At 67.8% G+C, this 20,843-nt stretch carries 21 protein-coding genes; 12 read left to right on the top strand and 9 right to left on the bottom strand.

Annotation, left to right across the window (positions count from 1 at the left end; translation table 11 throughout):
• Nucleotides 1–8 precede the first annotated feature (8 nt).
• The 3 genes from ACFWU5_RS05015 (at nt 9) to ACFWU5_RS05005 (ending at nt 3,219) form a co-directional block, all read left to right on the top strand.
• The gene (locus tag ACFWU5_RS05015) at nt 9–785 is read left to right on the top strand and encodes a glutaminyl-peptide cyclotransferase (RefSeq protein ID WP_379266241.1); all 777 of its coding nucleotides are present in this window, start codon (nt 9–11) and stop codon (nt 783–785) included.
• A gap of 68 nt (nt 786–853) precedes the next feature.
• The gene (locus ACFWU5_RS05010) at nt 854–2,695 is read left to right on the top strand and encodes an MFS transporter (RefSeq protein ID WP_379266240.1); all 1,842 of its coding nucleotides are present in this window, start codon (nt 854–856) and stop codon (nt 2,693–2,695) included.
• On the top strand, nt 2,689–3,219 hold the full coding sequence (locus tag ACFWU5_RS05005; protein ID WP_379266239.1) for a DUF2771 domain-containing protein: 531 nt from the start codon (nt 2,689–2,691) through the stop codon (nt 3,217–3,219). Before ACFWU5_RS05010 ends, ACFWU5_RS05005 begins: the two co-directional genes overlap by 7 nt.
• Nucleotides 3,220–3,276: 57 nt before the next feature.
• On the opposite strand, the gene ACFWU5_RS05000 is transcribed toward ACFWU5_RS05005, so the two are convergent.
• Nucleotides 3,277–3,702 carry a cold-shock protein gene (locus tag ACFWU5_RS05000; protein ID WP_379241555.1) on the bottom strand — a complete coding sequence of 142 codons (426 nt, stop codon included), beginning with the start codon at nt 3,700–3,702 and terminating at the stop codon, nt 3,277–3,279.
• Between the two features lie 162 nt (nt 3,703–3,864).
• Between ACFWU5_RS05000 and ACFWU5_RS04995 the strand changes: the two genes are divergently transcribed.
• Entirely contained in the window at nt 3,865–4,101 is a 237-nt protein-coding gene (locus ACFWU5_RS04995) for a hypothetical protein (protein WP_379266238.1), read from the top strand.
• A gap of 372 nt (nt 4,102–4,473) precedes the next feature.
• The gene (locus tag ACFWU5_RS04990; RefSeq protein WP_379241284.1) at nt 4,474–5,085 is read left to right on the top strand and encodes a transglycosylase family protein; all 612 of its coding nucleotides are present in this window, start codon (nt 4,474–4,476) and stop codon (nt 5,083–5,085) included.
• Nucleotides 5,086–5,151: 66 nt separating this feature from the next.
• On the opposite strand, the gene ACFWU5_RS04985 is transcribed toward ACFWU5_RS04990, so the two are convergent.
• Entirely contained in the window at nt 5,152–5,343 is a 192-nt protein-coding gene (locus tag ACFWU5_RS04985; RefSeq protein WP_357364320.1) for a hypothetical protein, read from the bottom strand.
• Nucleotides 5,344–5,405: 62 nt separating this feature from the next.
• Here ACFWU5_RS04985 and ACFWU5_RS04980 point away from each other — a divergent pair, with 62 nt between their 5' ends.
• On the top strand, nt 5,406–7,697 hold the full coding sequence (locus ACFWU5_RS04980) for a helicase-associated domain-containing protein (protein ID WP_379266237.1): 2,292 nt from the start codon (nt 5,406–5,408) through the stop codon (nt 7,695–7,697).
• Here ACFWU5_RS04980 and ACFWU5_RS04975 read toward each other — a convergent pair.
• Nucleotides 7,694–8,146 (bottom strand): hypothetical protein, encoded by a 453-nt coding sequence (locus tag ACFWU5_RS04975; RefSeq protein ID WP_379266236.1) that lies wholly within the window; start codon nt 8,144–8,146, stop codon nt 7,694–7,696. The two genes, ACFWU5_RS04980 and ACFWU5_RS04975, sit on opposite strands and share 4 nt — an antisense overlap.
• A 142-nt stretch (nt 8,147–8,288) precedes the next feature.
• Between ACFWU5_RS04975 and ACFWU5_RS04970 the strand changes: the two genes are divergently transcribed.
• Nucleotides 8,289–9,119: a hypothetical protein gene (locus ACFWU5_RS04970; RefSeq protein ID WP_379266235.1), complete on the top strand. Its 831-nt coding sequence runs from the start codon at nt 8,289–8,291 to the stop codon at nt 9,117–9,119.
• 13 nt (nt 9,120–9,132) lie between these two features.
• On the opposite strand, the gene ACFWU5_RS04965 is transcribed toward ACFWU5_RS04970, so the two are convergent.
• The 3 genes from ACFWU5_RS04965 to ACFWU5_RS04955 all read right to left on the bottom strand — a co-directional run bounded on the left by ACFWU5_RS04965 (nt 9,133) and on the right by ACFWU5_RS04955 (nt 13,118).
• Complete coding sequence (locus ACFWU5_RS04965; RefSeq protein ID WP_379266234.1) at nt 9,133–10,485, bottom strand: M1 family metallopeptidase; 1,353 nt, start codon at nt 10,483–10,485, stop codon at nt 9,133–9,135.
• A gap of 200 nt (nt 10,486–10,685) precedes the next feature.
• Entirely contained in the window at nt 10,686–11,351 is a 666-nt protein-coding gene (locus ACFWU5_RS04960; protein ID WP_379266233.1) for a DUF3239 domain-containing protein, read from the bottom strand.
• Between the two features lie 99 nt (nt 11,352–11,450).
• Nucleotides 11,451–13,118 (bottom strand): DNA repair helicase XPB, encoded by a 1,668-nt coding sequence (locus ACFWU5_RS04955; protein ID WP_379241278.1) that lies wholly within the window; start codon nt 13,116–13,118, stop codon nt 11,451–11,453.
• Between the two features lie 545 nt (nt 13,119–13,663).
• Between ACFWU5_RS04955 and ACFWU5_RS04950 the strand changes: the two genes are divergently transcribed.
• Together ACFWU5_RS04950 and ACFWU5_RS04945 are read left to right on the top strand one after the other, a co-directional pair.
• A complete protein-coding gene (locus ACFWU5_RS04950; protein WP_379266232.1) occupies nt 13,664–14,308 on the top strand; it encodes a LysE family translocator in 645 nt (214 codons plus the stop codon).
• Between the two features lie 468 nt (nt 14,309–14,776).
• Entirely contained in the window at nt 14,777–15,502 is a 726-nt protein-coding gene (locus ACFWU5_RS04945; protein WP_379266231.1) for a trimeric intracellular cation channel family protein, read from the top strand.
• A gap of 3 nt (nt 15,503–15,505) precedes the next feature.
• Here ACFWU5_RS04945 and ACFWU5_RS04940 read toward each other — a convergent pair whose 3' ends face one another.
• The gene (locus ACFWU5_RS04940; protein ID WP_379266230.1) at nt 15,506–16,684 is read right to left on the bottom strand and encodes a pyridoxal phosphate-dependent aminotransferase; all 1,179 of its coding nucleotides are present in this window, start codon (nt 16,682–16,684) and stop codon (nt 15,506–15,508) included.
• A gap of 172 nt (nt 16,685–16,856) precedes the next feature.
• Between ACFWU5_RS04940 and ACFWU5_RS04935 the strand changes: the two genes are divergently transcribed.
• Nucleotides 16,857–17,072, top strand: a complete 216-nt coding sequence (locus tag ACFWU5_RS04935) for a hypothetical protein (RefSeq protein WP_379241274.1) — start codon at nt 16,857–16,859, stop codon at nt 17,070–17,072.
• A 43-nt stretch (nt 17,073–17,115) separates the two neighbouring features.
• Here ACFWU5_RS04935 and sigJ read toward each other — a convergent pair whose 3' ends face one another.
• On the bottom strand, nt 17,116–17,994 hold the full coding sequence (gene sigJ / locus ACFWU5_RS04930) for an RNA polymerase sigma factor SigJ (protein WP_379266229.1): 879 nt from the start codon (nt 17,992–17,994) through the stop codon (nt 17,116–17,118).
• Between the two features lie 230 nt (nt 17,995–18,224).
• Between sigJ and ACFWU5_RS04925 the strand changes: the two genes are divergently transcribed.
• Both ACFWU5_RS04925 and ACFWU5_RS04920 read left to right on the top strand, forming a co-directional pair.
• Nucleotides 18,225–18,794, top strand: a complete 570-nt coding sequence (locus ACFWU5_RS04925) for a GNAT family N-acetyltransferase (RefSeq protein ID WP_379266228.1) — start codon at nt 18,225–18,227, stop codon at nt 18,792–18,794.
• 118 nt (nt 18,795–18,912) lie between these two features.
• Nucleotides 18,913–19,440, top strand: a complete 528-nt coding sequence (locus tag ACFWU5_RS04920) for a class I SAM-dependent methyltransferase (RefSeq protein WP_379266227.1) — start codon at nt 18,913–18,915, stop codon at nt 19,438–19,440.
• A 136-nt stretch (nt 19,441–19,576) separates the two neighbouring features.
• Here ACFWU5_RS04920 and ACFWU5_RS04915 read toward each other — a convergent pair.
• On the bottom strand, nt 19,577–20,843 hold a 1,267-nt coding region (locus tag ACFWU5_RS04915; RefSeq protein WP_379266226.1), incomplete at its 5' end, for an ATP-dependent helicase C-terminal domain-containing protein.

Below are 20,843 nucleotides of genomic sequence, written 5' to 3'. Positions count from 1 at the left end.
TTTGCCGTATGAAGTGCAATCGCAGTTCGTTGGCCGTCGCAGTGCTGGTCGGTGTGCTCGGCGCGGGGGCTTGTAGCGGACCCGAAGACGCCGGTCCGCCGCGCTTGCGGGTGGAGGTGATCGGCTCGTCACCGCACGATCCGCGGGCCTTCACCCAGGGTCTGGAAGTGGTCGACGGGGTGCGCTACGAGAGCACCGGGATGTGGGGCGTGTCGACCGCGCGGGCCTTCGACCAGCGCACGGGCGCCGAGACCGCACGGGTCGCGCTGCCGGGTCGACTGTTCGGTGAGGGCATGACCAGGGCGGGTTCGATCGTGTGGCAGTTGACCTGGCAGGACGGTTTCGCGATCGCCCGCGACCCGATCACCCTGGCCGAAACCGGTCGCGCCGACTACGCGGGCGAGGGGTGGGGACTGTGCGCACAACCACACCGTTTGGTGATGAGCGACGGCACCGGCACGCTCACCTTCCGCGATCCGGTCACCTTCGCGCAGATCGGTTCGGTGGAACTGTCGGGCTTCAAGGGTGCGAAGCCGAACGAGTTGGACTGTGCCGAGGACGGGACGGTCTACGCCAACAATTTCCCGACCGACGAAATACTGCACATCGATCCACAGACCGGCGCGGTGTTGGCCGTGATCGACGCGAGCGGTCTGCTCACCCCCGACGAGCGGAAGGGCACCGACGTACTCAACGGCATCGCGCACCTGCCCGGCACCGACCGGTTCCTGCTCACCGGAAAGTACTGGCCGCGCATGTTCGAAGTCCGGTTCGTGGGTGATTGACCCGGTGTGTCCGACATTGCCGCGCCGCGAGTGAACATCCACAGCGCGAGTGCGACAGAATTGGACCTGTGACTACGCCCCGCGAACCATCCGGTCCCGACCGTGGTCGCCGGGACGGTACCGCCGCCGACCCGCACCCCGGTTACGGGCAGTACCCGCCGCGCGCACCGCGCAAGGTCTTCCCCCGGCCCGAACGGCCGCTGCCCACCGAGCCGCCGACGGTCCGGTCGAAAAGCATGTTCCGCCGCCACGATCCCGTCGACGCCCCGACCACTCCCGTCCCGCACGCGGGTCAACAGCAGTTCCCGCGCGCGCAGGAGCAATCACGGCCCGAACCTGCTCGCGAGGAACATCGGGCCGGCCCTCCTCGCGGGGAACATCCGGGCAGCCCTCCTCGCGAGGAACCTACGGTCGGCGACGGCCCCGACGGCACCCGCGCGTTTCCTCGCGACGAAGCCGCCGACGACCCGGCCAACCAGCGTGTCCCCCGCAAACTCACCGTCACCCGAGTGGCCGCCATGCGCAGCCGCGAACTCACCGAGCGCGGCATCGCCACCTTCCAGCGTGCCGCCAAGGCCGACGGCGCCGACCAGTCCGGCCTGACCGCGCTGACCTACGCCACCATGGCGAACTTCGCGCTGGATGCCGCGATCGCGGTGTCGCTGGCCAACACCCTGTTCTTCGCCAGCGCCACCGCCGAGTCCAAAACCAAGGTGGCCCTGTATCTGCTGATCACCATCGCCCCGTTCGCGCTGATCGCCCCGCTGATCGGTCCGCTGCTGGACCGTCTGCAACGCGGTCGCAGGCTCGCGCTGGCCACCACTTTCGCCCTGCGCGCGGGCTTCGCTGTCCTGTTGATCTTCAACATCGACACCTGGGGTCTGTACCCGCTGGCGTTGTGCATGATGGTCGGCTCGAAATCCTTCGCCGTCCTCAAGAGCGCGGTGACCCCGCGCGTGCTGCCACCCGATATCGACCTGGTTCGCACCAACTCCCGGTTGACCGTGTTCGGCCTGGTCGGCGGCACGATCGGCGCGGGTGCGTTGGCGGCGTTGGCGGCCCTGATCGCCGATTCCACCGGTGCGCTGATCTTCGCCACCGGCATCGCGATCGCGGGCGCGTATCTGAGCCTGCGCATTCCGCGCTGGGTCGAGGTGACCGAGGGCGAGGTCCCCGCGACGCTGACCTATCACGGCCCCGACGCCAACACCGAGATCATCGAACGCGGCATGCAATCGTCGATCCCCGCCCGGAAACGGCGGCAGCCGCTGGGCCGGGCCGTGGTCACCGGGCTGTGGGGCAACAGTTCCATCCGCGTGCTCACCGGTTTTCTCACCTTCTATATCGCCTTCGTGGCCAAGGGTTCCGGCGGCAGTCCCACCGAACAGGCGGCGATGCTGGGCGTGGTCGGCGCGGCGGCGGCGCTGGGCAATTTCGGCGGCAACGCCACCGGCGCCCGACTGCAACTGGGCAGACCGTCGCCGGTGGTGCTGGGCTGTACCGGTGCGTGCGCGGCGGTCGCGCTGTTCGCCGCGTTCACCGGAAACCTGTTCGGTGCGGTGGTGGCGGCGCTGGTGGCCTCGGCGGCCAGTGCGCTGGCGAAGGTGTCGTTGGACGCCGCCATCCAGGACGACCTGCCCCCGGAGTCGATCGCATCCGGGTTCGGCCGCTCGGAGACCGTGCTGCAACTGAGCTGGGTCGTGGGCGGGGCGGCCGGTGTGTTGATGCCCACCGACTACTGGAAGGGTTTCGCGTTGATCAGCGTGATCCTGCTCGTCGGGCTGCTGCAAACGTTCGTCAGCTATACCGGGCACTCGCTGCTGCCGGGTCTGGGCGGCAATCGCCCCCAGCACGTGGAGCAGGAAGTGCCCAACACCCATCCGAGAGGGACAGGAGACCCCACGTGGTGAGCAAGATCGACACCCGAACAATCGTCGCGCTGGTGGCGGCCGCGTTGTTGGCTGTGGTCGTGGTGACCGCGGGGTGGGTCGCCATCGCGGTGGCCAAGGCGCCCGCACACAGCCCGCAGCTCACCGCGTACGCGAACGGCAAGACCGTCACGGTCGACCCGTTCATGTACTGCTCGGTGCGCATGGAGGACTGCCAGTACGGCGAGACCGTGCCGCTCGAGGTCGTCTCGGGCTATCCGGTGCAACTGTCGCTGCCGTCGGAGGTCGCCGAGTCGCCGTGGCTGATCCAGTTGATCTACCAGCGTCCCGACGGCGAACAGTTGGACAAGGTGCTCAGCTTCGCCGACTACCCCGCGAATTCCCGGGCGTTGACCATCGAATCGAAGCCGGAACCGGAACTGCGCCTGATCGGCATCGAGGTCCAGCTGCCGATCCTGGCCCGCGATATCGCCACCGGGCGCGAGTCCTATATCCCGCATGCGGCCTGGTCGATCGTGACGCCGGAACTCGAACAGGCTCCCTAGACACGAAATCGGCCCCGAACGAAGCGAATTCGTTCGGGGCCGATTTTCTTTAGTTGCTCAGTGATCGAGTTCGCGAGCCACGGCCCGCACGACCTCGGAGATCCGCTGCGACATCTTGCGGTCCGGGTACTTGCCCCGTCGCAGATCCGGCTGGACCGTGCTCTCGAGCAGCGTGATCATGTCTTCGACCAGCCCGTGCAGTTCGTCGGGGGTCTTGCGCGGTCCGGCGTCCTTGCGGGCGGGCGGGGTGCCACGGTCGCGGTCGCGAACCACGGTCGGCGGCGCCTCGAGCACCGTCACGCTCAGCGCCTGCGGACCACGGCGACCCGCGGCCATGCCGAATTCGACACGCTGTCCGGGCTTGAGTCCCTCGACACCCTCGGGTAGCGCGGACGAACGGACATAGACGTCCTCGCCCTCGTCCTGAGACAGGAAGCCGAAGCCCTTCTCGACGTCGTACCACTTCACCCGGCCGGTCGGCACTGCGCTCACCCGTTCATCATTCGGCACCCGCGCCCTTGTGGCCCGGGTTACACAATTTTGCTCAATCGCGAAAGAACGCGCCCCCCAACAAGGCGGGACGCGATGTGCTCAGAGTCTACCCCGGTGCCTATTACCCGAGCACACCAGTTTTACGGTGCACCGGTGACGAACTCTGAGGAACCGGCCGCACCCGGACCACGCCGCTCCGGCGATCGCCTGCTGCACGTGGCCCTGGCCCTGTTCGGGATCGGCCTGGTGGCGGTGATCGCGATCTTCGTGACGCCGATCGTGTCCGACGGCAAGCCGGGACTGTGGCTGTACGGGCTGGCGATGCTGGCGCCGGTCGGGTTCCTGCTGTCGCTGATTTTCGCGCTGTGGTCGGGCCGCCGGGCACGTTGACGCATCAACCGAATATCGCGCGCAACGTCATCCCGCTAAACATGTGATCCTGGTCACATAACGGAGCGGTCACGAAGTGTGCGCACAGCCGTTGCGCACATTCGCCACGGCAACTACCTGCGCTGACACATCAGGGATCACCCTGAGACGACCCCGAGACCCGCTGCGACCCGCCGGTTACCAAATAGTGACATTCGCCGCCGACAGTCGTACCGTTTCACTCAGTCGGGGTAACCCCCGAACCACCGGCCCGCCGCACCGAACCTCACCCCGCGGGTACCGGACCCCGATTGGAAACAAGGGGTGAGGGCGGACCGGGATGCCTCTCAGTCCGGGCCACATGCAGGTGCGAACGAGAGGAAGAAACCCGATATGAGTGGACGCCACCGCAAGCCGACTTCCACCGGGCGCACCGCGGCCAAGGTCGCCGTCACCGGCGCGATCTTCGGCACCGCAGCCGCAGCCCTCGCAGGAAACGCAAGCGCTGCCCCCGACTCCGACTGGGATCGCCTCGCACAGTGTGAAGCCGGCGGCAACTGGGGCATCAACACCGGCAACGGTTACCAGGGTGGGCTGCAGTTCTCGCCCTCCACCTGGGCCGCGCACGGCGGTGGCGAATACGCCGCCTCCGCCAACCAGGCCAGCCGCGAACAGCAGATCGTGGTCGCCGAAAAGGTTCTCGCTTCCCAGGGTTGGGGCGCATGGCCGTCTTGCTCGTCCAAGTTGGGACTGAGCAGCGGACCCACCGATCGCGTCGCCCCTTCGACCCCCAGCTGGGTCCCCGAGGTCCACATCCCGCAGGTTCAGGCCGATCCGAGTGCCGAAGTGTTCTCGGCCGTGGACCGCGCCCTCACCGTCGTGCAGCAGCAGGGCATCGCCGTGCCGCAGCAGGCTCTCGACTTCGTCAACTCGGCCAAGGGTGCTCCGCTGGACCCGGCCGTGATCGACTTCTTCCAGGCGAACAAGGGTCTGCTGCCCTCCTGATCGCTTCCGGACATAAAAGAGCCCGCATCCTTTCGAGGATGCGGGCTCTTTGCTTTCTCGTCGGAATTACACCCGGTTGATGGTCGTCTGGGGGTGCACATACGGCAGCGAGGCTGCCGGGACGGGAAACTCGGTGTCCTCACCGAACGGCGAGAGATTACCGGCGCGGGTCGACGACAATTCGGTCACGGCATGTTCGCCGTCGGCCACCGCGGGCCAGCCGTTGTCGACGTAGGGTTTCTTCGATTTGTTCACCACGCGATCATTCTGGCATATACGTGCGTGGCTGCCGCTAGCCCCGAGAACTGTAGGCTCGATCGGTGATCGCGACAGACTCTCTCGCCGATTGGCTCGGTGCGCGCACCGATGCCCAGCTGGTGAAATTGCTGCAGTTGCGGCCCGACCTGGCGGTGCCGCTGCCCGCGTCGATGTCGGTGCTCGCGGTGCGGGCTCAGCAGCGCGCGTCGGTGTTGCGCGCGGCCGACGATCTGGACACGCTCGAGTTCGCGATCATCGAGGCGCTCACCGCCAATGAGGACGCTCGCACATTGGGCACCGAAGTCGACCAGCTCACCCGCGTCACCCTGCACGCACAGCTCAAGGATCGGGTCACCAAGACCGCGTTCAACGCCGCGCTGACCCGCCTGCTCGACCGCGCGCTGGTCTGGCCGGTCGGCGACGCCCTGGACCTGACACCCAGTGCCGCAGAGGCCCTTCCCTGGCCGCTGGGCGCGACGACAGCGCTGCCCGACGCGCTCACCGAGCCGGAGGTGGCCTCCGCGCTGGCCAAGGCGAGCCCGCCCGAACGCGCGCTGCTGGACAAACTCGCCGCCACCGGTCCCCGAGGTCGCACCCGCGATGCCGCGCCCGGCACCGACCCGCAGCGCCCGGTGCCGCGTCTGCTGGCCGCCCGGCTGCTGCACTGGATCGACGACGAGACCGTGGAGTTGCCGGTCACGGTCGGTCAGATGTTGCGCGGCGAACCCGTCACCGACCCGCACGCGCTGGCCCCGCCCAAGCCGGTTCTCACCAAAAACGCTGCCGCGGAAGTGAATGCGGTCGGCGCGGGCGAAGTGGGCGAACTGCTGCGCGACGCCACCGACCTGATCGAAGCCCTCGGCAAGGCGCCTGCCCCGGCCCTGCGCGCGGGCGGACTCGGCGTGCGTGAACTGCGCAGGCTCGCCAAACAGACCAGCATCGACGAACAGCGCACCGGCCTGCTGCTGGAACTGCTCGCCGCGGCGAAACTGGTCGAAAAGGGCCTGCCCGAACCAACTCCCGACCTGGACTCCACCGACGACTTCTGGGCACCGACGCCCGCCGCCGACGCCTGGCTGGACGCCTCGCCCGCCACCCGGTGGGTGACGCTGGCGCAGGCCTGGCTGGAACTGGACCGGATGCCGTGGATGATCGGGCTGCGCGACACCGCCGACAAGCCCATCGCGGCACTGTCGGCGGAGTTGCGGGTGCCACACGCGGTGCGCGACCGGCAGGCGATTCTCGGTCTGCTCGCGGAGTATCCGACCGGCACGGCGTTGACTCCCAGCGATATCGGCAAACTTCTGGCGTGGCGAATGCCGCGTCGCCGCAGGCACTTTCGACTCGATGCCGTCACCGCGACTTTGTCCGAAGCTGCCGTCGTCGGCCTGCTCGGTCGCGGCGCGCTCGACTCCGCCGCCCGCGCTCTCCTGCACGGTTCGGTCGCCGACGCGGAATCGGAAATGGCTGCGGCACTGCCGAAGCCGGTCGATCACGTGCTGGTGCAAGCGGATCTGACGGTGATCGCACCCGGTCCGCTCGTGCCGGAACTGCAGAGCAAGATCGCCATGGTCGCCAATGTCGAATCAGCCGGTGCCGCAACGGTTTACCGGGTCAGCGATGCCACCGTGCGACGCGCCCTGGACGCGGGCAACACCGCGGCCGAACTGCACGCCCTGTTCGCCACCCACTCCCGCACCCCCGTCCCGCAGTCGCTGACCTACCTCATCGACGACGTGGCCCGCAGGCACGGCCAACTCCGCGTCGGCATGGCCCAGTCGTTCCTGCGCAGCGACGACCCCGCCCTGCTCGCACAGGTCCTGGCCGCCCCCGTGGCCGAAGACCTGGCGTTGCGCGCGATCGCCCCCACCGTCGCGATCGCGCTGGCTCCGCTGTCCGAAATGCTCGACCAGCTTCGCAAGGCAGGCTTCGCCCCCGCGGGCGAGGATTCCGGCGGCACGATCGTGGACCTGCGTCCGCGCGGCGCCAGGATCTCCGTGCGGCCGCTGGCCCGCAAGCCCTACCGCCCCACCCCGCCCAACGACGACCAGCTCACCCAGCTGGTCACCGAACTGCGGGCAGGCGAACGAGCCGCGGGCGCACGCACCGGCCAGTCCGTGCGCTCCGACGGCTCCCGCACCGGCACCGCGGCCACCCTCGCACTGCTGCAGTTGGCCGCGCGAGTGGGCCGGCCGGTGAACATCGGTTATGTCGACGCGCAGGGTGTGGCCAGCAAGCGGGTGGTGGAGCCGCTACGCGTAGGCAACGGGCAGTTGGAGGCCGTCGACCCGGTCAGCGGCGCCACCCGCCACTTCACCCTGCACCGAATCGCGTCGGTGGCTCTGCTCGATTAAGGCTTGGCCATGCAGAAAGTCGTCTTCGGGTCGGGAACCGTCCGGTACAGCGACGCGTCCGTTCCGCACAGCATTTCGTCGGTCTCGCCGTCGATCCGCTGGATGACCTTGAACGACACCTCCGGCGCGGTACACGCCACGGCCTCGGCGGGACGCTTGCCCGCCTCCGCGTAGCAGGCGCCCTGGGCGAAGTTGGGGGCCAGGCACAGCGCGCTCTTCGCGTCGCCGACGGTGCCGGTGAACACGGCGTTGTCGGCCGCGCAGTCCGCGCCGACCTTCACGATGCGGTAGCTGGACGTGGCCGAGGAGCAGTCGCCCACGGTCGCCTTCATCGCGTCGGCGGTGTTGTCGGTGACCTCGACGCACGAACCCGCCGCCACTGCCGTAGCTGCCGCCGGTTTCTCCGACGAGCACGAGACCACCGCGCCGACCAGCGCAACTGCCGCCATCGGTGCGAGCACAACCCGTGCCAACAGTCGCTTTGTCGAGAAATTCACTGAAAACCTCACTCACCGAACGGTTAAGGACCGCCGGTGACGATACCCAAGGACACCCCGTCCGCGCTCCCCCTCGCTGGCTACCATCGAACCCATGACCCTCGACGATGTCGCCGGCGAGCTCTACACCCTCGACCCCGGCGACTTCGTGTCCACGCGCACCGAGCGGGCCGCGCAGGCCCGCGCCGACGGCGACCGGGATCTGGCCAAGGCCATCACGGGGTTGCGCAAGCCGACGGTGGCGGCGTGGACGGTGAATCTGCTGGCCCGGCACGCGCCGGACGAGGTCGCGGCGCTGCTGGATCTCGGTGACGCGCTGCGGTCGGCGCAGCGACAGTTGTCGGGTGAGAAGCTGCGCGCGTTGGGGGCGCAGCGGCAGCAGGTGGTGAACGCGATGACCAAGCGGGCTGCGGAGTTGGCCGCCGAGCACGATCGGCCCGCGGGTGAGCAGGTGTTGCGGGAGGTCGGGCAGACATTGACGGCCGCGTTGGCCGATCCTGATGTGGCCGATCTGGTTCGGGCGGGGGTGCTGCCGGCCACTGTCACATATGACGGGTTCGGCCCGGCGGGGCTGGTCGCGATCACCGGCGGCAAGGCCACGCCCGCAAAGGCGAAACCACGCTCGAAGGACACCTCGCGTGAAGTCGCGGCCCGGCAGGAACTCGACGACGCGGAGTCCGGACTCGCGGCAGCCCGTGCCGATCGTGACGCAGCCGAAGCTGCTGCCGCACAAGCCAAGTCAGAGTTCGATGCGATCGAGACCCGAATCGCCGAATTGCGTAGCGAACTCGAACACGCCGAACACCAGCGTCACTTCGCCCAGACCGCCGAACATCGCGCGCGTAGCGAATTCACCGCCGCGCGAAGTCAATTCGATCGGATGCAGCGCTGGGTCGAACGCGCCCGCGCTCGTCTCGACGACTGACCTCCGTGCGGATTCACCGACGCAACGTGCCGGGGTAGAGAAACGCGTCGCGCGGCGGACTCGTCCCGTCGAGCCATTCGGCCAGGAACTCACCCAGTGGCATCGAGGTTCGGCTCTGCAGGAACGCGCGGAACTCCGGCATCGAAGCGTGGCCGTCTCGGTGGGCGTTCACGAAATCTTTTATGGCCGTGAAGAACACGTCCTCGCCGATCAGTTTTCGCAACGCGTGCAGGAACAGTGGACCACGGTAGTAGACGGAGGTGAACTCGTCGCCGACGCCGGGGGCAGCCAGTGCGACGTCCCAGAACGTGGGCACCCACAGGAATGTCGCGACTGTTTCACGGTATTCGGTGTCCACGTCGGCGTGGTCGATGCGCTCCGCCCACAGGTAGTCGGCGGTGTAGCTGGCGAAGCATTCGTTGAGGCAGATGTCGGACCACTGGCGCACCGACATGGTGTCGCCCCACCACTGGTGGGCCAGCTCGTGCACCACGGTGTTCAGGTCGGCCCATGGCGCGTAGGTCGGCCGGGTCTGGGTTTCGAGGGAGAACGGCAGTTTCGTGTCCACGTAGATGCCGCCTGCCACGTCGAACGGGTAGGGGCCGTACAGGTTTTCGAGGAAGTCGAGGATTTCGGGCAGGCGTTGTTCGTCCGCGCGGTTCTCGCCGGATTCCGGTGCGAACCCGCTCAGCACCGCGGTCCCGTTCGCGCGCCGCTGCTCGAGGAAGGTGAAGTGATCCACCGCTACCGTGGTCAGGTAGCCGATGGTGGGCTGGCGGGTTTCCCAGGTGGTGTGCAGCCGCCCGTCGCGCACCACGTGTTCGGTGCGATCGCCGGTCGACATGACTTCCCACTCGGCGGGCACATTCGCGTGCAGCGTGAAAGTTGCTTTGTCCGTGGGGGTGTCGTTGAGCGGATACCAGGTGGACGCACCGTGCGGCTCGCCGACGGCGAACGCGCCACCGCTGGGGGCGTGGGTCCAGCCTTTGCCTTCGGTGTCGGGGGCAGTGCCCGCGTAGTCGACGATGATTCGCATCGGTAGGCCGGGTGGCAGGGGTAGCAGGGGCGTGATCACCAGTTCGTGGGCGTCATCGCGCGCGAAACCCGCGGGCTGACCGTTCACGGTCACCATCAGCACCGGCGGCCCGCTGTAGTCGAGGTTGAACTGTGCCAGCGGCTGGGTCACGCGGCCGTCGATGCGGGCGGTGCCGCGCAGGTGGTGGGCTACCGGTTCGTAGTCGATCGATACGTCGTAGTGGGTGACGTCGTAGCCACCGTTTCCGTCGAGCGGGTAGTACGGATCGCCCAGGCCGGCGGCGCCGATCAACGTCGAATCCGCCGCTGCCGGAACAACTCCCAGAGTCATCAGGGCCACCCCCACAACAGAGCCAGCCGACCATCGCATGCCGAAGACACCTTTCGTCGACCGGATCGCGCGAACCCGACCATCGTCGCAGGCGTTCCGTGCGAACGTCGACCAACACCGTAAATCCGGTCGGGGCCCGGCACCCCTCAACTGCACAGGCCGAAGCCAGGCGCGGTGCGTACAGGCCTACGGCGGTACGCCTAGCCCAAATCGGGAGGCAGATGCTGCGGGTCCAGCAGCAGGCGTTTGGTCGCCGTGCGTTTCACCCGCTCGGCCAACGGCAGATTGTCCGCGAGCAGCCGCCATTCGACCTCGCCGATGGCATCGCGTGCCCGCTCGATCACCGCGTCGTCGCGAGTGCCCCAGGCGATCGGCATCGCGGTGACCAACTGCCAGCGTTCGCCGACCTGCCGGGGCGCGCGATCGGTGCGCACCGCGACGGCGGGCACGCGTTCGCCCGGCTGCGGTGCGTGGCCGGGTAGCGCGCGCACCTTGCGGGTGATCAGCGCCCAACTGCGTACCGGCGCAGTAGGTTCGGCGATGTCGACCAGCGCGAGCAGCACGATCCCGCCCGGCTCGGCATCACAGACCACGGCGGGCACCAAAACACCGTCGTGGTACAGCTTTTCGATGCTGGAGCGGTGCGGTGTCCACAGCGCCACCCACAGGGCGATGCACGCGGCGAGCACGCACACCACCGCGAGCAGGAATCCCCACGCCTGCCCGGTCCACAACAGGGCGGCGGTGGCCGCGACGGCCAACCCAGCGGCCAGCAGGGCGATCAGGCGCAACCTGCGCAACCCGGTGAAGGTCTCGTTGACCGCGTGAGCGTGTTCACGGTCGACCACGAATTCGAAGCGGCGCACGCCTTCCTTCCTAGCACAAGTTGCGGAGCAATCGCCTCCACTTATCTGCCGAGGGGTTCGCACTTCGCACGCTACCCCCCGACGACCTGGTCAACCGCGCTACACGCCGTCCCCGATGGGCGGCCCGAGCAGGTCGTCGGCGTCGACGATGCGGTAGGCGTACCCCTGCTCGGCGAGAAAACGCTGACGATGCGCGGCGTACTCGGCGTCGAGGGTGTCGCGCGCGACCACCGAGTAGAAATGCGCCTGTCCCCCATCCTGTTTCGGTCGCAGCAATCGACCGAGGCGCTGGGCTTCTTCCTGCCGGGAACCGAATGTGCCCGAAACCTGCACGGCCACAGACGCTTCGGGCAGGTCGATGGAGAAGTTGGCGACCTTGCTCACCACCAGCACCGGGACCTCGCCGGAACGGAACGCGTCGAACAGGATCTCGCGCTCCTTGTTCTTGGTCGCGCCGGTGATCACAGGGGCATTCAGTGCCACGCCGAGTTCTTCGAGCTGATCCAGATACGCGCCGATCACCAGCGTCGGCGCGCCCTCGTGCCGGGCCAGGATGGACTCGACCACCGGGATCTTGGTGCGCGCGGTGGAACACAGCTTGTAGCGCTCCTCCGGCTCGGCGGTGGCGTAGGCCATGCGTTCGGCGTCGGTGAGCGTGACCCGCACCTCGACACAGTCCGCGGGCGCGATCCAGCCCTGCGCCTCGATGTCCTTCCACGGCGCGTCGTAGCGTTTCGGGCCGATCAGCGAGAACACGTCACCCTCGCGGCCGTCTTCGCGCACCAGTGTCGCGGTCAGGCCGAGCCTGCGGCGGGACTGCAGGTCGGCGGTCATCCGGAAGACCGGCGCGGGCAGCAGGTGCACCTCGTCGTAGATCACCAGGCCCCAGTCGCGGCTGTCGAACAGTTCCAGGTGCTTGTACTCACCCTTGGATTTGCGGGTGATGACCTGGTAGGTGGCGATGGTGACCGGGCGGATCTCCTTGCGTTCGCCGGAGTACTCGCCGATCTCGTCCTCGGTGAGCGTGGTGCGCGCCAGCAGTTCGCGCCGCCACTGCCTGCCCGCCACGGTGTTGGTGACCAAGATCAGCGTGGTGGCCTTCGCCTTGGCCATCGCGGCCGCGCCGACCATCGTCTTACCCGCGCCACACGGCAGCACGACCACCCCGGAACCGCCCGCCCAGAACGAGTCGGCGGCCATCTCCTGGTAGTCGCGCAGGTGCCATTTGCCCTCGCTGTAATCGAGGCCGATGTCGTGCGCCTCACCGTCGACATAACCCGCCAGATCCTCGGCGGGCCAACCGATCTTCAACAGCATCTGCTTGATGTGACCGCGCTCGGACGGGTGCACGATCACCGTGTCGTCGTCGACGCGCGCGCCCAGCATCGGCGCGATCTTCTTGTGCCGCAACACTTCTTCGAGCACGGCACGATCCAGGCTCACCAGGCTCAACCCGTGCGCGGGGTGCTTGACCAGCTGCAGTCGACCGTAACGGCCCATCGTGTCGACGATGTCGACCAGCAGCGGCTGCGGCACGGCGTACCGGGAGAAGTTCACCAGCGCGTCCACGACCTGCTCGGCATCGTGACCGGCCGCGCGGGCGTTCCACAGCGCGAGCGGGGTGATCCGGTAGGTGTGGATGTGTTCGGGCGCGCGCTCCAACTCCGCGAACGGGGCAATGGCCTGCCGCGCGTTGCCCGCCAGCTCGTGATCGACCTCGAGCAGCAGGGTCTTGTCGCTTTGCACGATCAGCGGACCATCGGTCACACGTTGCTCCTGGGTTCTCGGCGGCTGGTGCCGCTGTGTTCTCGGCGGCTGGTGCCGCGGGGTTTTCGGCGGCTGGTGCCGCGGGGTTTTCGGCGGCTGGTGCCGCAGGGTTTTCGGCCTCGTAACCCCCGAATCCGAGGGGCGATACTGCGCGTTCGGCGGTCCGTCTCGCCCCTCGAACCGGGGCGGTCTCAAACGTGGGGGTTGCGCGGGGTGGTTGAACCGATGGGCGGCGTTCGGTGGGCTTTGTCGATTGTACGGACCAGGTACGACAGGGCCAGGACGGAAAGCTCGCGGGCGCTGTCGTGGATCCGCGGTGCGCGGCCGTTGCTCGTTTCGGTTCAGCGACTTTGCCGATTGTACGGACTGGGACCGACACGACCTGGGCGAAGAATGGCCGGGCCGACGATGCGGGGAGACCTAGGTCTACCGGCTGACGTCCTGGATGCAGCGGCACAGACGACGCCGGTGATTACGAACGTTCGGGGTCCAGCGATTGCTGACTGGACCGCGACAACGACCCCTGACCGGGCGAAACTCAACACATGCTTCAGACGACGGCGGTTCTCGGGGTCGCCGCGGCAGCCCTCGGCATGGTGCTGACGCCCGGCCCGAACATGATGTACCTGGTGTCGAGGACGGTCGCGCAGGGCCGTCGGGCGGGGATGATCTCGCTCACCGGGGTCGCGGCGGGATTCGCGGTCTACCTGGCGGGGGCCACGGCCGGGATCACGGCGGTGTTCGCCGTCGTGCCCGGCCTATACATGGCCGTGAAGCTGGCCGGAGCCGCGTACCTGCTGTGGCTGGCCTGGCAGGCGATCCGCCCCGGCGGCGTCTCGGTGTTCACCCCCACCGACCTACCGCACGACCCCGCCCGCCGCCTGTTCACCATGGGCCTGACCACCAACCTCCTGAACCCGAAGATCGCGATCATGTACATGGCCCTGATCCCCCAGTTCGTCGACCCCGCACGCGGCGCCCTGTGGTTGCAAAGCCTGTCCCTGGGCGCAATCCAGATCACGATCGCCCTAACCGTCAACGCCCTGATCGTCCTAGCCGCCGCCACCCTGTCCACCTTCCTCACCACCCACCCCCTCTGGCTACGCACCCAGCGCTACCTCATGGGCACCGCCCTAGGCGCCATAGCCCTCACCCTGGCCACCGACAAAGCCCGCCCCACCCCGACCTGACCGATCCCCGTACGTCCCAGTCCACCCCACCTTTCCAGTCCGGGTAGTCACCAGGCAGTCCCCACCCAAAGCGCCCCACCTTTTCGATCCGGGTACCCCCCCACAAGGCCCCACCCAAAAACACAGCGCCTTTTCGGTCCGGGAAGTCACCAGGAAGTCCCTACCCAAAGGGGCCCGCCCTGATCTGGACTGACCGGAGGGTGCGACGAAGGAGCACCCGGAGGGAGGGAAGATCAGGGCCCCTTGGGGCCCGCTCGAGCGCGCCAGCGCTCCAAAAACACAGCGCCCTTTCGGTCCGGGAAATCACCAGGAAGTCTCTACCAAAGGGCCCCGCCCTGATCTGGACTGACCGGAGGGTGCGACGAAGGAGTACCCGCAGGGAGGGAAGATCAGGGCCCCCTGGGGCCCGCTCGAGCGCGCCAGCGCTCCAAAAACACAGCGTGGGAGTTTGCGTCACCGTCTCTACCCATGCACGCTGCTGTGGACGTCGGGGCCGAAGGAGTAGTGGTGAGTGTTGGGTTACTGGTGTCGGCGTTAGCCGGCCCATCGGTGAGCGAGCTGGATTCGGCAGTGAACGCGGTCCATCACGGTGGCGAACTACTCGGCGTAATCTCCTTCGCCGCATCAGGCGCCCTGGTCGCCGTCCGCAAACGCCTCGACCTGTTCGGCATGATCGTGCTCGCCTGCGCGACAGCCCTGGGCGGCGGCATCGTGCGCGATCTACTGATCGGACGAACTCCCCCCGCCGCCTTCACGGACCTGACCTACCTGTCCGCGTCGATGCTGACCGCCCTGCTGCTGTATTTCATCGCCCCGTCGCGCCGCCTGACCAAGGGCCCACTCGAGATCGCCGACGCGATCGGCCTCGGACTGTTCTGCGTGACCGGCACCGTGATCGCCGATTCGGCGGGCCTCGGCGCACCGACCGCCGCCTTGCTCGGCATGACCACTGCCATCGGCGGCGGTGTCATCCGCGACGTTCTCAGCGGCGAAGTGCCCAGCGTGCTGCGACCCGACCAAGACCTGTACGCGGTCCCCGCTCTGTTCGGCGCGGCCGCGACGGCTGCGTTGCTGTCGTTCGACCTGTACGCGTCCTGGACCGGACTGCTCGCCGCCGCCGGCGCGGTGGGTTTCCGCCTGCTGGCCCGCCACTACCAGTGGCACGCACCGCTGGCCCGACACGCCCGCGACTGACCTTCAGCGCACCGCGATGCCGGCCCGAAGTCGGCGCACCCCTTCATCGATGGTCTCGTCCCGCTTGCTGAAAGTGAAGCGCACCAGATGTTTCCAGTCATCGGTGTGATCGGCGAAGGCACTGACCGGCACGGCCGCAACACCGAGTCGCGCGGGAAGTTCGCGGCAGAACGACAGCCCGTCGTCGGTGCCCAGCGGCCGGGTGTCTGCGCACACGAAGTAGCCGCCGTTACTGGCCGATACTTCGAACCCCGTGTCGCGCAACGCTTCCGCCAGTCGAGTGCGCTTGTCCGCGAGCCCGTCACGCTGCGCGTGCACCCAATCCAGTTCCTCATTGATCGCATACGCCACAGCGGGTTGGAACGGTCCCCCACCGACGAAGGTGAGGAACTGCTTGGCCGTGAGCACCGCATCCAGCAGGGGTGCGGGCGCGCACGCCCAGCCGATCTTCCAGCCGGTGACGTTGAAAGTCTTTGCCGCACTGGACACCACGATGGTGCGCTCCCGCATACCGGGCAGCGTGGAGATGCTGATGTGCTCGGTACCGTCGTAGACCAAGTGCTCGTAGACCTCGTCGGCCAACACCAACAGATCGTGCTCGATGGCCAACTCCGCGATGGCGGTGAGGTCGGCTCGGTCGAGGACTGCACCGGTGGGATTGTGCGGTGAATTCACCACCACCATGCGGGTTTTCGGGGTGATCGCGGCGCGCAAGCTGTCCAGGTCGAGCACGAATCGGTCACCGTCGGACACCAGGCGTGCAGTTCGACGTTGCGCACCAGCGAGAGCTGTTGCCGCGGAGTAGGAGTCGTAGAACGGTTCGATCAGCACCACCTCCTGACCGGGCTCGACCAGTCCGAGCACCGCGGCACTGATCGCCTCGGTCGCGCCGACGGTGACCAACACCTCGGTGGCCGGGTCGTAGTCGGTGCCGTACCGGCGGGCGCGATCATCGGCGATCGCCTGGCGCAGCACCGGCATGCCACGGCCGGGCGGGTATTGATTCAGGCCGTCGGCGATCGCCGCACGGGCGACCTCGAGCATGCGCGCGGGCCCGTCGGTATCGGGGAAACCCTGCCCGAGATTCACCGCGTCGTGCCGCACGGCCAACTCGGTCATCTCGGCGAAGATGGTCGATCCGAACGGGCGCAAACGGGCGACGGTGGGCGGCACAGGCGACATCTTCGCAGCGTAGCCCACCGCACGTCGACGTTGCCGAACGATAGCGAACACGCATGTTTCACAAACGTTTTCCCGGTTTGACCTGCGCTATTGTGCGATGGCCCAACCTCAGCTAGCCTCGCCGTGTTCTACCTCACACCACATCGAAGTGGTATATCGAAAGGGGCGCGTCATGGCCTCACCTCTGCTCGACTTCATCGTGCAACCGGCTGCGTCGGAGGTAGCCGGTTCGGCCCTGCGGTTCATCGCTGACCAGTTGTCCGCCAGCCCGATCGTGGACTTGTTCACGGGCTCGGCCACACCGGACAACAACATGGGTTCCTCGACCGGCGACCACAATCTCGGCTCGTCGACCGGCGACCACAACTGGGGCTCCACCTACCCCTAACCCCTGGGCAGGTCCTCTTCGCTGAGAAGTTCAGCGAAGAGGACTAGGGCAGGCGCGCGCCGGACAGCTTCGCTGGGTTCGCGAAATCGTATGCTGCCCAGATCTTTTCGTCTTTCACAGCGAAGCCCAGAACGCGCACGGGGCGCCCGAACGGCGAGTTCGGGTCGGTGATGATCAGCCCCGATTGCCCGTTCACCGTGGCATCGCGCATTTCCAGGCCCTGTTCGGACTGGTGCGCACGCCATAGGAACAGCGCCAACCGTGCGATCTTCTCTTGTCCTGCAACGATATTCAGTGCTGTTTCGGTCTTGCCGCCCGCATCGGCGGTGAACGTAGCCTCCGGGTGCAGCGTCGCGATCACCGCGGCGACATCGTCGGTGGCCAGCGCCGCAAGGAACCTACGCACCGCCAGATCGTGTACATCGTCGGCGGCGACATCCGGCGTGTGATGCACCCGCACCGCCAATTCCTTTGCGGCACTGGCGGAAATCTCGAGAATCGCGGCGATCTCGTCGAACGACATGTACTGCCCCCGATGCAGAACCAGCGCGACCCGCTGCTGCGCAGTCAGCGCGTCCAACGCCACCATCGCCGCCATCGCGCAGTCCCGATCCCGCACGACCGCATCCAACTCTCGCGTGGAATTGCCCACCGAGACGATCGGTTCCGGCAGCCACTGCCCCACATACGTCTGTCGGCGCACCGCCGCACTTCGCAAGTGGTCCAGGCAAATTCGGCTGACTTCGGTCAACAACCAGGCGCGCAGATCGTCGATCTCGGACTGGTGCACGCCCGCCATCCGCAGCCAACTCTCCTGCACGGCCTCCTCGGCGTCGCCGACGCTTCCGGTGAGCCGGTAGGCGACCGAAAGCAGGTGCGTTCGATGCGATTCGAACAAGTCGGCGAGAAACGGGGAAACCATCGGTGCAGATCCTACGGAGCCACCGGGGCGGGCCCTGTCACTGGCCCGAGCATTCGCGAAGCATCCGAATGCACCATTCCCTGCCGCGGCTGCGGTTGCCGCCTGTTCACGGCTGGCCAGCAGTGCTGCAGCCCGTTCCTCGAAAGTCTCGTGGCCGACAGCGACACCGAGGTGTCCGGCACCGGGAAAAATCCAGCGAGATTTCGGCCCTGACCTGTCAGGATGGCCGGATGTACGAGCACACGCTCACCGACGGCACGGTCTGGCTCACCCGCCCGACCGGGGCCGATATCGACCGGATCGTCGAGTGCGTTCAGGACCCCGACGTGCAGCGCTGGACCACGATCCCCGTCCCCTATCACCGGTCCGATGCCGAGGAATTCCTTGACCGTGTGGTCGCGCCCGGCTGGGCGGACAACACCCCGGTCTGGGCGATCCGCACCGCCGAGAACGGTCAGGTCGAGGGGATGGTCGGCCTGCACGCGCGCGGGCCGGGCGCCTGCGAGATCGGATTCTGGCTCGCGCCCGCCCAGCGCGGCCGCGGTCTGATGTCGCGTGCGATCGCCCTGGTCTGCGACTTCGGATTCGACCCCGATGGTCTCGCGCTGGATCGGATCATGTGGCGGGCGATCGTCGGCAACGTCCCTTCGGCTGCCGCCGTGCGCCGCAACGGCTTTCACTTCGAGGGCGTGGCCCGCTCGGGTGGGATCCAGCGCGGCGCCCGCGTCGACGAATGGGTCGCGGCTCGGCTGCCGACCGACCCCGCCGGAGTCGTCGACGGGTGGCCGACACCGGCGTAATCGCCCACTTCGCGCGTTTTCAGTCAGAAAACTGATTTTTCGACGCCCGTTTGTACGATTACGCCGGTGTGATCCGATCGATGCCATCATCGATCCATGCGCAGGTATCCGCGGGCCGATGGCTGACGACGCGCGGTTCGACTGGTTCGCCGACACCACGGGGGTGCGGGCGGGCGAGCGGGTGCTCGAACTGGGTCCCGGTTCCGGTGCCTCGCTGCAACGGATCGCGGCCAGGCTGGGTGATGGGCGGATCGTCGGGATCGACCGCTCGGCCACCGCGGTCGCGCGGGCAGCCAAACGCTGTGCCACCGAGATCGCTGATGGCCGGGTTCGCCTGGTCGAGGGCGAAATCGGCAATATCGGGGCCACCCGGTTGCTCGACGAACTCGACTCCGGTGCGCGCTTCGACCTGATCTTCGCGGTCAACGTCAACCTGTTCTGGACCGGCCCCGCGACCACCGCCTGGTCCACAGTGCGCGAATGCCTCGCCCCCACCGGCCGATTCTGGCTCTGCTACGGCTATGGCACACCGGGCCCCGCCCCGAGCACCGACCAACTCACCGAACGCTTCGCCGCCGCCGGCTACGCGTGCACGACTGTCGCCTCCGAGGCCCTGATCGCCGCCCGCCTCACGCCGCTCACCTGAAGACCAAGATCAACAGGCTCTCAGGGATTTTCCTTCTCGGGCGATGTTTACGCGATCGCCTGGTGATCAACTGTCCAGGGCAGTCGATCCGGTCCGAGCGGTGGCGCGGCGGGCGATAGCTGCGTGCGACCCGCGCTCAGGTCGGGCGGTGGGGGGCTCGGCGGGCGGTACCTCGGTGGGCGGGGATGGTGGTGGGGTCTTCGGGCCAGGCGTGTTTGGGGTAGCGGCCGCGGAGGTCGGCGCGGACCTGGGGCCAGCCGGTTTTCCAGAAGGAGGGCAGGTCGGCGGTGACGGCTACGGGGCGCTGGGCTGGGGAGAGCAGGTGCAGCAGGAGGGTGGCGCGGCCGTCGGCGAGGGTGGGTGGGTCGGTCCAGCCGAAGATCTCCTGGACTTTGACCGCGAGGACGGGTTGGTCGGCGGAATAGTCGACGCGGACGCGGCTTCCGGACGGAACCTCGAGGCGTTCGGGGGCCAGGTCGTCCAGGCGGGCGGCGGCGGGCCACGGGAGTAGGCGGCGCAGGGCGGGTCCTGCGTCGATGCGAGCCAGGTCGGCGCGGCGGCGGGCGGTGGAAAGTTCTGGAGTGAGCCAGGATTCGAGGTCGGACAGCAGTGCCTCGTCGTCGACGGCGGGCCATGGGGCACCGAGGGTGCGGTGCAGGAAGTCCAGGCGTTGGCGCAGGCTGCGGGCATCGTCGCTCCATCGCATCAGGTCCAGGCCTTCCGACTGAAGTCCTTGCCGCACAGCCTTTTCCACCAGCTGCGGATCTGGCTTGCGGATCGCCTGCTCCGACAGCAGGATCGCGCCCAGCCGCTCCACGCGACGCGCGACCACGTCCCCGCCATCCCATCGCACCTCGTCGGCCACCACCACCAACCCCGGCGCGGCCTCCCGCGCCAGTTCTTCATCGGCGATGGCCGCCAACCGAATTCGCCCTTCGGCCCGTCCGGGTTCGCGATCGGCGATCGCCACCGCGAGCCATTCCGCGGCAGCCAACCCCGACCCCGGTGGCAAGGTCACCGCCGTCCCACCCGCCATGAGATAGGTCGACGACCCACTCCCCCGCCGCCGAGCCAACCGCTCCGGCTGCGCCAACGCGATCAACAAGGCAGCGACATCGGCATCGGACCCACCACCCGCGAGCACTGATCCAGCGACCGGAGACCGACCTGTTGAGTACGACCGGCCGCGTGGATTGCGGTCGGCTGCGGCATCAGAGCTCTGGACCGTAGGCCGATCGGGTGGAGCGGGCTTGTCGTCGGGCGGAGCCGGCTTGCCGTCGGGCGGAGCCGGCTTGCCGTCGGGCGGAGCCAGCTTGCCGTCGGGCGGAGTGGGCTTGTCGTCGGGCGGAGTGGGCTTGTCGTCGGGCGGAGTGGGCTTGTCGTCGGGCGGAGTGGGCTTGTCG

Origin of the sequence: Nocardia sp. NPDC058640 (assembly GCF_042716995.1) — a bacterium.
GTDB lineage: Bacteria > Actinomycetota > Actinomycetes > Mycobacteriales > Mycobacteriaceae > Nocardia.
Note: the sequence above shows the minus strand (reverse complement) of the source record. Positions and strands in the feature narration are given on the sequence as shown.